We start from the raw sequence: 13,328 nt of genomic DNA, 5'->3' as shown, positions 1-13,328 counted from the left end.
GATTTTATAATGACCAAATTTGCAATGGTATTTCCAGGACAAGGCTCACAAGCAGTCGGTATGTTAAAAGATCTTGCTGATGACTTTCCAATTGTGAAATCAACATTTGATGAAGCCTCTGAAGTACTCGGTTACAATTTGTGGGATTTAGTACAACAAGGTCCTACAGAGGAATTAAATAAAACTTGGCAAACCCAACCTGCATTGCTTGCTTCATCTGTTGCAATATTTAAAGTATGGCAAAGTGTTAATGGTGCACAACCTGATTTTATGGCGGGTCATAGTTTAGGTGAGTATTCTGCGTTAGTTTGTGCTGGTGTGATTGATTTTAAAGATGCCATTAAATTGGTTGAATTACGTGGTAAATTAATGCAAGAAGCTGTACCAAGCGGTACAGGAGCTATGTATGCAATCATTGGACTTGATAATGATTCAATTCGTAATGCATGTGATCAAGCTGCTCAAGGTCAAGTTGTTGCACCAGTGAATTTTAATTCACCTGGACAAGTCGTTATTGCTGGTAATAAAGAGGCAGTTGAACGTGCAGGTATATTATGTAAAGAAGCTGGTGCCAAGCGAGCATTACCTCTTGCGGTTAGTGTACCTTCTCATTGTGCATTAATGAAACCTGCTGCAGATAAGTTAGCCGTTGCATTAAATAATATTGAATTTAGTGCACCAAAGTTTGCGGTTATCAATAATGTCGATGTAAAAGTTGAAACATCTGCAGAAAAAATTAAAGCGGCATTAATTGCTCAACTTTATAGCCCAGTACGTTGGACTGAAACTGTAGAAAATATGGCAAAACAAGATGTAAAACTTTTAGTTGAAATGGGGCCAGGTAAAGTATTAACAGGATTAACTAAACGTATTGTTGATACACTTTCCGGTATTGCGGTTAATGATAAAGCATCATTAGAAACAGCATTAGAAAATACAAAGTAAAAATAAAGAGGTAGTTATGAATCTATCAGGAAAAATTGCCTTAGTTACAGGTGCAAGTCGTGGTATAGGCAAGGCTATTGCTGAAAAACTTGTTTCTTGTGGTGCAACTGTTATTGGTACCGCAACAACAGAAAAAGGTGCTGAGGCTATTAGCCACTATTTAGGCTCAAATGGTAAAGGTTTATCCTTAAATGTGACCAATGAAGAATCAATCGAATCTGTGATTAATACAATTAAAACGGAATTTGGTGATATTGATATTCTTGTTAATAATGCAGGTATTACTCGTGATAATTTGTTAATGAGAATGAAAGAAGACGAATGGCAAGATATTTTAGATACCAATTTAACGTCTGTGTTCCGTTTATCTAAAGCATTAATGCGCACAATGATGAAAAAACGTTATGGCAGAATTGTGACTATTGGTTCTGTAGTAGGGACAATGGGAAATGCAGGTCAAGCTAACTATGCAGCAGCTAAAGCAGGATTAATTGGTTTTAGTAAATCATTAGCTCGCGAAGTTGCATCGCGAGGAATTACTGTTAATGTGGTTGCACCTGGTTTTATTGCAACGGATATGACGGATGCGCTAACTGATGAACAAAAAGCACTGACATTATCTCAAGTTCCAGCGGGTCGTTTAGGTGATCCTGCAGAAATTGCCAATGCTGTGGCATTTTTGGCTTCAGATGAAGCATCTTACATTACTGGTGAAACTTTACATGTCAATGGCGGCATGTATATGGTGTAATTGAGTAGAATAGTGTAAAATAAAGCAATATTTTGACATTTTGAACAAAAAATAAGCAGTTGGGTTGGAAAATGATTGGCATCTTTTTCAACATTTTATAAACTTACATTCACCGCCACTTTCGGCGATTTTTATAGGAAAAAAAAGAGTATGAGCACTATTGAAGAGCGAGTTAAGAAAATTATTGTTGAGCAACTTGGTGTAAAAGAGGAAGAAGTTAAAAACGAATCTTCTTTCATTGAAGATCTTGGCGCTGACTCTCTTGATACAGTTGAATTAGTTATGGCTTTAGAAGAAGAATTTGATACTGAAATTCCTGATGAAGAAGCTGAAAAAATCACAACTGTTCAATCAGCAATTGATTATATTACTGCGAATCAATAAGGTTAGCAGAGTTTTCACCATAGGCGGTCAAATGATCGCCTAGTTTGTATCAGTAACTTTAATTATTAAATTAGAGAAGATTTGGTATAAATTGGTAGAAAATTTAAAATAAAATTTTCAATGATTCAAATTTCATTTCAATCCTTTTCTGGAGGACAATGTGTCTAAACGCAGAGTTGTTGTCACCGGAATGGGCATGATATCTCCAGTAGGTAATACAGTTGAGTCCACTTGGCAAGCACTTTTAGCAGGTCGAAGTGGTGTTGAGCTCATAGAACACTTTGATACTGCCCCTTTCGCAACGCGCTTCGCCGCAATGGTTAAAAACTTTAATGGCGAAGATTATAATATTTCACGTAAAGATGCACGTAAAATGGATTATTTTATCCAATACGGTATTGCTGCAGGTATGCAAGCAATGCAAGATGCTGGCATTGAGATCACGGAAGAAAACGCAGAACGAATTGGTTGTGCGATCGGTTCAGGTATCGGTGGACTCGGGCTAATTGAAGAAAACCACAGTGCATTAGTCAATGGTGGACCACGCAAAATTAGTCCGTTTTTTGTTCCATCAACAATAGTTAATATGATTGCAGGTCATTTATCCATTATTTATGGATTAAAAGGTCCTAGTATTACTATCGCAACAGCATGTTCTTCTGGTGTGCACAACATTGGTCATGCTGCACGTATGATTGCTTATGGTGATGCGGATGCAATGTTAGCTGGAGGTGGCGAAAAAGCCAGTACTCCACTTGGAATTGGTGGCTTTGGTGCCGCTCGAGCCTTGTCAACCAACAACAGTAATCCTAAAGCAGCAAGTCGTCCTTGGGATAAAGATCGTGATGGTTTTGTGTTGGGTGATGGTGCTGGAATCATGTTCTTAGAAGAATATGAACATGCTAAGAAGCGTGGTGCTAAAATTTACGCTGAGCTTGTCGGGTTTGGTATGAGTGGCGATGCTTATCATATGACTTCACCCCCAGAAAACGGTAGTGGTGCCGCATTAGCAATGAAATGTGCAATTCGCGATGCAGGAATTATGCCTGAGCAAGTAGGTTATATCAATGCTCATGGCACATCAACACCAGCTGGTGATAAAGCAGAAACCCAAGCGGTAAAAAGCATTTTTAAAGAAAATGCTAATAAAGTGATGGTGAGTTCAACTAAATCTATGATTGGGCATTTATTGGGTGCCGCTGGTGCTGTTGAATCAATTTTCACTGTACTTGCATTGCGTGATCAATCTGTGCCACCAACAATTAATTTAGATAATCCTGATGAGGGGTGTGATCTTGATTATATACCGCATACTGCTCGTCAAGTTAAAAACTTAGAATATGCACTTTGCAACTCATTTGGTTTCGGTGGAACTAATGGTTCTGTGTTGTTTAAAAAAATCTAGTTTTCTCTATCCGCCGATAATATTTTATCGGCGGAATGCCTTTAACATAGGAATTTTCATTTATAAAAATTATAATTGAAACTATCCTTATCTTTTTTTATTCAAGTAGAGCTTGTAATTAAAGAGAGTAAGAATATTCCTACTGCTTGTGTTATAATCTATGTAATTTTTTAAGCATAATCATATCTGGTAATTATGGTGGAACCTAAATTTATTCATCTTCATTTACATAGTGATTTCTCGATGGTTGATGGAATTGCAAAAGTTGGCACATTAGTAAATGAAGTGAGCAAGTTACAGATGCCTGCTTTTGCGATCACAGATTTTACTAACCTTTGTGGATTGGTTAAATTTTACGGTTCGGCAATGTCAAAAGGTATTAAACCGATTATTGGAGCAGATCTTGCTATAAAAAGTTCAAACATGCCTGATGATATTTATTATTTAACTTTATTAGCTGCTAATAATGAAGGATATCATAACCTTACTTTATTGATTTCCCAAGCTTATCAACGTGGTTATCTTGGTGATAGACCGATTGTTGATCAGGAATGGTTAACTAGGCATCGTGCTGGATTAATTGTATTAGCTGGACGAGAAAGTGATGTTGGTATAGGTATTATTCGTAATAATCAAGTTATCATTGATAATGCGATTAATTATTATCTCGAAAATTTTAATGAATACTTTTATTTTGAGTTGGTACGAACTAACCGAGCTAATGAAGAACTATTTATTCATCGTGCTGTAAATTTAGCTGAGCAATATTTGTTACCCGTTGTTGCAACTAACGATGTTCGATTTTTGAAATCCTCTGATTTTGATGCTCACGAGATTCGTGTTGCTATTCATGATGGTAATACGCTAGAAGATCCTTCCAGACCTAAAAACTATTCGGCAGAGCAATATCTACGAACAGAACAGGAAATGTGCGAACTATTTTCTGATATTCCTGAAGCGCTTGAAAATAGTGTTGAAATAGCAAAACGCTGTAATGTTTCCATTCGATTGGGTGAATATTTTTTACCTAAATTTCCAACCGGCGATATGTCAACTGAAGACTTTTTAGTGCATAAATCACGCGAAGGATTAGAAGAAAGACTAGCGTTTTTATTTCCTGATCCAGAAGTTAGAAAGCAAAGACGCCCTGAATATGATGAGCGTCTAGAAACCGAATTAACTGTAATTAACCAAATGGGCTTTCCTGGTTACTTTTTGATTGTTATGGAGTTTATACAATGGTCGAAAGATAATGATATTCCAGTTGGTCCAGGACGAGGCTCTGGTGCTGGTTCGCTAGTTGCATATGCTTTAAAAATTACCGATTTAGATCCACTTGCGTTTGATTTACTTTTTGAACGTTTTTTAAATCCAGAACGTGTTTCAATGCCCGACTTTGATGTTGATTTCTGTATGGAAAAACGCGATCTGGTTATTGATCATGTGGCTGATATGTATGGTCGCGATGCTGTTTCCCAGATTATTACCTTTGGTACTATGGCAGCTAAAGCGGTCATTCGAGATGTTGGAAGAGTGCTTGGGCATCCTTATGGGTTTGTCGATCGTATTTCAAAATTAATACCTTTAGATCCAGGTATGACACTAGCCAAAGCTTTTGAAATTGAGCCTCAGTTACAAGAGTTATATGATAATAATGAAGAAGTCAAATCATTAATTGACATTGCACGTCAATTAGAGGGGGTAACCCGAAATGCTGGTAAGCATGCCGGTGGTGTTGTAATTTCACCTACTAAGATAACTGATTTTTCTCCAATTTATTGTGATCCAGAAGGACATCATCCGGTTACTCAGTTTGATAAAAATGATGTGGAATATGCAGGTCTTGTAAAGTTTGACTTTTTGGGATTACGGACATTAACCATTATTGATTGGGCAATCAAAATGATTAATGACCGTCAGCTGCGAGAGGGTAGCGAAAAAGTCGATATTACCCGAATTCCTTTAGATGATGAAAAATCTTTTGAATTATTATTAAAAGCTGAAACTACAGCGGTGTTCCAACTTGAATCCCGTGGTATGAAAGATTTAATAAGACGTCTAAAGCCCGACTGTTTTGAGGACATGATCGCTTTAGTTGCATTATTTCGTCCAGGTCCCCTACAATCAGGTATGGTCGACAATTTTATTGACCGAAAACATGGACGAGAAGAGGTTTCTTACCCTGATATTAAGTACCAACATGACTCATTAAAACCTATTTTAGAACCAACGTATGGTATTATTTTATATCAAGAACAAGTGATGCAAATCGCACAGACTCTTTCTGGTTATACATTGGGAGGTGCTGATTTATTGCGCCGAGCTATGGGTAAGAAAAAACCTGAAGAGATGGCAAAGCAACGTTCTGTTTTTAAAGATGGTGCTGAAAAACAAGGTATTGATGGTGAGCTGTCGATGCGAATATTTGATTTGGTTGAAAAATTTGCCGGATATGGTTTTAATAAATCTCACTCGGCAGCTTATGCGCTTGTTTCTTATCAAACTTTATGGTTAAAAACTCACTATCCTGCCGAATTTATGGCTGCGGTTATGACCGCCGATATGGATAATACCGATAAAATTGTTGGTTTGGTTGATGAATGTTTGCGGATGGGGTTAAAAGTCAATCCTCCAGATATTAATAGCGGCCTATATCACTTTCATGTAAATGATAAAGGTGAGATTGTTTATGGTATTGGGGCTATAAAAGGTGTTGGCGAGGGTCCTATAGAGGCAATTGTTGAAGCACGTAACAGTGGGGGATATTTCAAAAATATTTTCGAACTTTGTGCTCGAACAGATATGAAGAAGATCAATCGCCGAGTACTTGAAAAACTCACTATGGCAGGAGCTTTTGATAAATTAGGTCCTCATCGTGCGGCTATATTGCATAGCATTAATGATGCAATGCAAGCGGCAGATCAATATGCTAAAGCGCAAGATATTGGTCAAGAAGATATGTTTGGTGTTTTGGCGGAAGAGCCTGAACAAGTTGAGCATGCTTATGCTGCAGTTCCTGAATTACCTGATCAAGTTTTGCTTGATGGGGAACGTGAGGCCTTAGGACTTTATTTAACAGGACATCCAGTAACTCAATATTTAAAAGAATTAAATCGTTATACAGGTGGACTACGAATTAGTGAGGCCTCTCCAACAGGTTGGGGGAAGATGGTCACTTTTGCAGGTATTGTTGCTGATTCTCGGGTTCGCATTACTAAAAAAGGTAAAAAAATTGGTTTGTTTACTTTGGACGATCGTTCAGGTCGAATTGATGGTATGCTTTTTGCGGAGTCTTTAGAAAATTTTGGACATTTACTTGTAAAAGATAAAATATTGATTGTTACAGGTCAAGTGAGTCATGACGATTTTAACGGTGGTTTTAAAATATCTGTGCGTGATATTGTTGATCTAAAAGATGCTCGAGCTAAATATGTGAAAGGATTGTCGATTACTTTAACTGAAAGTGAAACAAATCAATCAATATTACAACGTTTACAACAACTGTTTGAACCTTATCGGCATGGTAGTGTACCTGTTAACTTATATTATCATCGAGATGATTCAGTTGTTAGGATTCAATTTGGCACGACATGGAGAGTTATTCCAGAAGATGCTTTAATTATTGAATTAAAAACACTACTTGGTATTGATCGTATTGAATTTGAGTTTGAATAAATAAAGCTACTTCCAGTAAATGCAAGTGGCACGATATTGGAATTGTTGAGGTCTAATGATATAAATATAGGTGACTTCAATGAGTATTACATAGTAGAATTGATTTAATTTTATCTTAAAAATTAGTCAGTATACTATATTAAAGAGTGTATTTTTTTAAAATACCAAATAAATTAAGAGGCAATTACAAGCGTTATGAACAATTTTTTGGAATTTGAAAAGCCGATAGCGGAATTAGAAGCAAAAATTAATTCCTTAAAGAATATTGATTCACAACAAGTTGAATTAGATATTAATTTAGATAAAGAGATTAAGCAATTACATAAAAAAAGTCGTGAATTAACAAAAAAAATATTTGCTAATTTAACTCCTTGGGAAATTGCGCAATTAGCTAGACATCCAAATCGTCCTTATACATTGGATTATATAAAAGAAATTTTCACTGATTTTGATGAATTAGCTGGAGATCGGGCTTATGCCGATGATAAAGCAATTGTTGGTGGAATAGCTCGTATTGATGGACGAGCTGTGGTAGTTATTGGACATCAAAAAGGACGTGAAACAAAACAGAAAATTTATCGAAACTTTGGTATGCCGGCTCCAGAGGGTTATCGTAAAGCTTTACGATTAATGCAATTAGCCGAACGTTTTAAATTGCCTATCATTACTTTTATTGATACTCCCGGAGCTTACCCAGGTATCGGTGCTGAAGAACGGGGTCAAGCAGAGGCTATTGCACGTAATTTAAGAGAAATGTCACGCCTTAAAGTGCCCACCATTTGTACAGTCATTGGCGAAGGTGGATCTGGGGGAGCACTAGCGATTGGCGTAGCAGATAAAGTAAATATGCTTCAATATAGTACTTATTCTGTTATCTCACCGGAAGGTTGTGCTTCTATCTTGTGGAAAAGTGCCGACAAAGCCCCTATTGCTGCTGAAGCCATGAATATGACAGCAGATAATTTATTAAAGTTAAATTTGATTGATTCAATCGTACCAGAACCACTTGGTGGGGCTCACCGAGATTATACTGCTATATCTGTTTCACTCAAAACTCAGCTACTTAGTGATCTTGATGAACTTGAAAGTATGGATTTATCTGTATTACTAGAAAGAAGATTTCAACGTTTGATGAACTATGGTTATGTAAGGTAATTTTAAATCTGGAACATTATAATGAAAAAATCGACAGGATTACTTCGTATCTTTAATGCGACAAAATACTCTTTAAAAGGCTTAAAATCAGCAATCAAACATGAAGCTGCATTTCGTCAAGAGTTAATTGTATTAGGAGTGGCTTATGCTATTGTAATGCTGGTTGATTTTTCTATTTATGAACGTATTTTGTTACTTGGTTCGATCGGTGTTGTGATGATTACCGAGTTAATTAATAGTGCAATCGAGTGTGTTGTTGATCGTATCGGCCATGAAAGACATGAGCTATCTGGCCGAGCGAAGGATTATGGTTCAGCTGCTGTATTTTTGTCGTTATTATTGACTATTACCCTGTGGATCTATCTATTTTCTTGTCACTTTTTCTCATGACTTTTTACTTAGACATAGATTTTTTTAGAATCTTTGTGACAATAGACAACTAATAAAAAACTATTCAGAAACGAGTTCTTTAATTATGTAATTTCCGGTTTTTTCTGTATCTAACGTTGTTTTTAGCCATGGCATAACTGCATGCATTTGTTCATGTAATTTCCATGGTGGATTAATTACTATCATTCCTGATGCGGTCATGCCTTTTTGATTGTTATCTGGTTTTATTGCTAGCTCAAACTGTGAAATTCGTTTAATACCTAAATTCACAATGCCATCAATCATTTTTTGTGTTTGGCTGCGAGACACAACAGGATACCAAATTAAATAGACACCAGTTGCAAAACGCTTATAGGCTTCAAACAGTGCTGTAGGAATTGTTTGATAATCGTCCTTTATTTCATAGGAAGGATCGATCAATATTATGCCTCGGCGTGAATCTGGTGGTAACTTCGATTTTAATTGAGAAAAGCCATCTTCACGTAAAATTTTTGTTCGTTTATCTTTACTAAACTCTTGCCTTAATAAAGGATAATCAGTTGGATGTAATTCAGTAAGATTGAGCTTGTCTTGCTCACGTAATAATTGCTTGGCAATTAATGGTGAGCCAGGATAATATTTTAATTCTTCAAAAGGATTATATCTTTTTAGTATCGATATATAGGTATTTAACAATGCAGGGATATTAGATTGTTGCCAAATCAAATTAATTCCTGATAAATATTCACCTGTTTTTGCAGCATGTTCACTTTTTAATAGGTATCGACCTGCGCCTGAATGTGTATCTAAATATAAAAAAGGTTTTTCTTTTTCTTTTAATGATTCAATACAGAATGTTAAAACAATATGTTTTAATACATCCGCATGATTACCTGCATGATAACTATGACGATAGCTTAACATTATAAATTCTCCTTCTTTTGTTCATTTTTTTGCATATAGAAGGTCGTTAAAGCTAAACAAAGAAGGCAGGGGATCTCCATTAATTCTTCTATTAAATCTTTTCGTTCCCTTGTTATAACTAAGAATTGATGGCCAATACGGTGGTGTTCTGCAATATCAGCTATACCTAAGAATAAAAAAGCCAAAAATATATGCCACACTGGAATTTTTTCAAATTTGTAGCGACGAACAATTTCTTGACGGATTGTAGGTAAAAACATACTGAGTATTGGAATTACTATTAAAAAACTAGCAATAATTTTATAATAAAAACGCGGTACTTCAGGAAAAAAGTCTCGCCCCCAACTAATCCCCCGACCAAAAAGCATCAACCACCAAAATATTGTCCAAATCCAAAATTTATATAGATTTGAATGTTCAGCCATTTTTTTTGCATAACAGTAAGTATAGCCGCACATAAATAATAAAAAGAGTGATTGAACATGTTCAATAAGTGTGACAGTAAGTCCATTATATAAAGGTATAAAAAAATTACCTATAATATAAAGAGTAATACCAAGAATAATAATCGATAAGGAACTTTTGTAAAAATGATAATCTAATTTACACATGTATATCTTAATATCAAGTAGTGTTTTTAAGTTTGAGTATAGTATCGCATTTACGGCATAAATAACTAGTTTTATTATTTTGAATTTTATTATGTCTTATGGATGTTAGGTGATGTTGTTGACACTTGCAGTAGTATAAATAAGTATTGCGGTGTACTGTAAAACGATGAGTGGTCGTTGGGATTTTGCCTAATATTTCTGACATAATATATTGCCATTGTTTACCATGTGGCTTTACTTTTCCAAATTCTTTAAAAACAATTAGATGGGCTAATTCATGAGGTACCACTTCCTCAATAAAATGCATACCATTTTCTAGTAACATAATTGAATTAAGTTGAATTTCCCAACGTACTAAAAATGCACTGCCCGCAATGCTCCCTTTCGGTTTATAGATGATTTTAGGTTCTGTATATTGAGTATGTAGAAGTTGATTGGCTTGTATTAAGTGAGTTCTTAAACAAGCCATTACCTGATTATGTAAATAAATTGGTATGCGTTTATAGTCCAGCTGCATCGCGAAGTAGTGCTGCTTTATCGGTTTTTTCCCAAGGAAAGATATCTCGCCCAAAATGACCGTAACTTGCAGTTTGTTGGTAAATTGGCTGAATAAGGTCAAGCATCTGAATCAATCCATAAGGTCTTAAATCAAAAAATTCTTTGATAAGTGTAACAATTTTATGGTGATCGATTTTTTCAGTACCAAAAGTATTAACATAAATTGATGTAGGATTGGCAATACCAATTGCATAAGATATCTGTAATTCACATCTGTCAGCAAGTCCAGCTGCAACAATATTTTTTGCTACATAGCGTGCAGCATAAGCTGCTGAACGGTCAACTTTTGATGGATCTTTTCCTGAAAAAGCTCCACCTCCATGACGCGCGGCTCCGCCATAAGTATCTACAATAATTTTGCGGCCAGTTAACCCACAATCTCCCATAGGACCACCAATAACAAAGCGTCCAGTTGGATTAATAAAGTATTTAGTCCTTGACGTTAACCATTCGGTTGGTAATGTAGGTTTAATGATTTCTTCCATAACAGCTTCATGTAATGCTTTTTGGTCAATGGCTTCTGAATGCTGAGTAGATAAAACGATAGTATCAACCCCTTTTATTTGACCGTCTTGGTAAATTAATGTGACTTGGCTTTTTGCATCGGGTCTTAACCAAGGAAGTGTACCATTTTTTCTGACTTCTGCTTGGCGACGCATTAAATCGTGCGCATAACTTATGGCTGCAGGCATAAAGTTTGGCATTTCATTGGTCGCATAACCAAACATTATACCTTGATCGCCTGCACCTTGTTCTAGTGGATCTTTTCGATCGACGCCTTGATTAATGTCAGGAGATTGCTTGCCAATAGCATTAAGCACCGCACATGAATTTGCATCAAATCCCATTTCTGAACTGGTATAACCGATATCATTAATGGTTTTTCTGGTTAATTCCTCAATATCTACCCAAGCTGAAGTTGTGATTTCACCACCCACTAAAGCCATACCTGTTTTTACATACGTTTCACATGCGACTCGTGCTTTTGGATCTTGTTTTAAAATAGCATCAAGCACAGCATCAGATATTTGATCGGCGATTTTATCTGGATGACCTTCAGAAACAGATTCTGAAGTAAATAGAAATTCTGACATGTAATACCTTCTTAATTTAATTCTTGTATGATGCTTGAAATATAATATTAGTCTTTAATATATTTATCCATTTTAGCAGTTTTACCATCTAGACGTCTAGTCCATATTTATCAAACGAAATGCAATATTGGCTTAGGTAAAATTACTTGCTTTAATTTTTAATCAATTTACGATATTGAGCGTTTCTAATTTATTATTTAATAATCTATAGCTAAAAATGAATACCATAAAACAATCTCCTTCAGTGTTAGTATTTGATTCAGGTATCGGTGGTTTATCTGTTTATCATGAAATCTATAATAAAATGCCTAATGCACACTATATTTATGCATTCGATAATGAGATGTTTCCTTATGGGGATAAATCTCCAGAATTTTTAATTAATAGAGTAGATTCGGTTATTGATGCTGTTACTCAATTTTACTCAATTGATTTAGCTGTTATTGCCTGTAATACAGCTAGTACTATCTGTTTGCCAAGTTTGCGTTCTAAATTTTCTTTTCCTATTATTGGTGTTGTACCAGCGATTAAACCAGCTAGCTTGCTTACTAAAAATAAATGTATTGGGCTATTAGCAACTAAAGCGACAATAGAAAGAACTTATGTAACGGACTTAATCCAGCAATTCGCAGAAAACTGCATTGTTAAGTTGTTAGGTCTATCGGAATTAGCACTTATAGCAGAAAATAAATTACAAGGCATTACTGTAGATATCCAACAGCTAAAAGAATTAATGCAACCTTGGCTTAGATTACCGATCATCCCCGATACAATAGTGCTAGGTTGTACACATTACCCTTTTATTAAAAAAGAATTACAGATGATTTTTCCTCAAGCTACCTTTATAGATTCCGGTCATGCGATTGCAGCAAGGGTTTATAATTTGTTAAATGATAAATACGATCTAAAACAACTACCTCCATTTATGACTGAAAACATTGTGGTGAGTACATACTATGATCAGTCTGTGGAAAAATTGATTAAAAAATTATCAGACTATAATCTTAATAAATATCAAAATATTAATGTTTTGTAAGTTTAAAGTTTGTTCAAGTGAGTAGCTGTTTGATCTTTTTTGCTTGCTAAAAAAAGAGAAGAGCCTATAATGCGCATCCACTGACACGCAGTCAGCGCCAAGCAGGCGGTGAGTAAGGTTAGTGAATAAGGTCAAAAATTTTTAAAAAAGTTCTTGACGAATAAAAAGGTGTAGCGTAGTATACGCAGCCCTTGAGACAGCAAACTAAATCAGCGAAAAGTTGATTAAAAATAGAAGCTGTCAGCTCTTTAAAAAGAAGAAACAGACAATCTGTGTGGGCACTTGCGAGACGAAGAATTAAAAGTCTACGGACTTAAAAAAATCAAGTCTTGATAAGTGACACTGAAGATTCATTTGAATATGTCAGAGACAGTTATTGAGCATCAAACTTTAAATTGAAGAGTTTGATCATGGCTCAGAT

At 35.6% G+C, this 13,328-nt stretch carries 12 protein-coding genes; 8 read left to right on the top strand and 4 right to left on the bottom strand.

The genetic code is table 11. From position 1 onward, the window contains the following. The first annotated feature begins 9 nt into the window (after nucleotides 1-9). The 7 genes from fabD to GA0061081_RS08865 all read left to right on the top strand — a co-directional run bounded on the left by fabD (nucleotide 10) and on the right by GA0061081_RS08865 (nucleotide 8,705). Nucleotides 10-945 carry an ACP S-malonyltransferase gene (gene fabD / locus GA0061081_RS08895; protein ID WP_091350019.1) on the top strand — a complete coding sequence of 312 codons (936 nt, stop codon included), beginning with the start codon at nucleotides 10-12 and terminating at the stop codon, nucleotides 943-945. A 16-nt stretch (nucleotides 946-961) separates the two neighbouring features. After that, on the top strand, nucleotides 962-1,696 hold the full coding sequence (fabG, locus tag GA0061081_RS08890) for a 3-oxoacyl-ACP reductase FabG (RefSeq protein ID WP_091350017.1): 735 nt from the start codon (nucleotides 962-964) through the stop codon (nucleotides 1,694-1,696). A 150-nt stretch (nucleotides 1,697-1,846) separates the two neighbouring features. Beyond that, nucleotides 1,847-2,080: an acyl carrier protein gene (gene acpP, locus GA0061081_RS08885; protein ID WP_034910452.1), complete on the top strand. Its 234-nt coding sequence runs from the start codon at nucleotides 1,847-1,849 to the stop codon at nucleotides 2,078-2,080. A 160-nt stretch (nucleotides 2,081-2,240) separates the two neighbouring features. Further along, a complete protein-coding gene (fabF, locus tag GA0061081_RS08880) occupies nucleotides 2,241-3,485 on the top strand; it encodes a beta-ketoacyl-ACP synthase II (RefSeq protein WP_091350014.1) in 1,245 nt (414 codons plus the stop codon). A gap of 195 nt (nucleotides 3,486-3,680) precedes the next feature. Continuing rightward, on the top strand, nucleotides 3,681-7,160 hold the full coding sequence (gene dnaE, locus GA0061081_RS08875; RefSeq protein WP_091350011.1) for a DNA polymerase III subunit alpha: 3,480 nt from the start codon (nucleotides 3,681-3,683) through the stop codon (nucleotides 7,158-7,160). A 195-nt stretch (nucleotides 7,161-7,355) separates the two neighbouring features. Continuing rightward, entirely contained in the window at nucleotides 7,356-8,315 is a 960-nt protein-coding gene (gene accA, locus GA0061081_RS08870) for an acetyl-CoA carboxylase carboxyl transferase subunit alpha (RefSeq protein WP_091350007.1), read from the top strand. A 21-nt stretch (nucleotides 8,316-8,336) separates the two neighbouring features. Continuing rightward, on the top strand, nucleotides 8,337-8,705 hold the full coding sequence (locus GA0061081_RS08865) for a diacylglycerol kinase (protein ID WP_091350004.1): 369 nt from the start codon (nucleotides 8,337-8,339) through the stop codon (nucleotides 8,703-8,705). Nucleotides 8,706-8,765: 60 nt separating this feature from the next. Here the strand turns inward: GA0061081_RS08865 and GA0061081_RS08860 are convergent, their stop codons facing one another. The 4 genes from GA0061081_RS08860 to metK form a co-directional block, all read right to left on the bottom strand. After that, nucleotides 8,766-9,608, bottom strand: a complete 843-nt coding sequence (locus GA0061081_RS08860) for a 23S rRNA (adenine(2030)-N(6))-methyltransferase RlmJ (RefSeq protein ID WP_085247002.1) — start codon at nucleotides 9,606-9,608, stop codon at nucleotides 8,766-8,768. Continuing rightward, nucleotides 9,608-10,033: a hypothetical protein gene (locus GA0061081_RS08855; RefSeq protein WP_141683359.1), complete on the bottom strand. Its 426-nt coding sequence runs from the start codon at nucleotides 10,031-10,033 to the stop codon at nucleotides 9,608-9,610. Before GA0061081_RS08855 ends, GA0061081_RS08860 begins: the two co-directional genes overlap by 1 nt. 199 nt (nucleotides 10,034-10,232) lie before the next feature. Next, nucleotides 10,233-10,736 carry a SprT family zinc-dependent metalloprotease gene (locus GA0061081_RS08850; RefSeq protein ID WP_085247000.1) on the bottom strand — a complete coding sequence of 168 codons (504 nt, stop codon included), beginning with the start codon at nucleotides 10,734-10,736 and terminating at the stop codon, nucleotides 10,233-10,235. Further along, nucleotides 10,720-11,871 carry a methionine adenosyltransferase gene (metK, locus tag GA0061081_RS08845; protein ID WP_085246999.1) on the bottom strand — a complete coding sequence of 384 codons (1,152 nt, stop codon included), beginning with the start codon at nucleotides 11,869-11,871 and terminating at the stop codon, nucleotides 10,720-10,722. The genes GA0061081_RS08850 and metK overlap by 17 nt, the downstream gene beginning before the upstream one ends. A gap of 217 nt (nucleotides 11,872-12,088) precedes the next feature. Here metK and murI point away from each other — a divergent pair, with 217 nt between their 5' ends. Further along, nucleotides 12,089-12,907: a glutamate racemase gene (gene murI / locus GA0061081_RS08840; protein ID WP_091349999.1), complete on the top strand. Its 819-nt coding sequence runs from the start codon at nucleotides 12,089-12,091 to the stop codon at nucleotides 12,905-12,907. Nucleotides 12,908-13,328: the final 421 nt, after the last annotated feature.

It is taken from the genome of Gilliamella bombicola, assembly GCF_900094945.1.
GTDB lineage: Bacteria > Pseudomonadota > Gammaproteobacteria > Enterobacterales > Orbaceae > Gilliamella > Gilliamella bombicola.
Note: the sequence above shows the minus strand (reverse complement) of the source record. Positions and strands in the feature narration are given on the sequence as shown.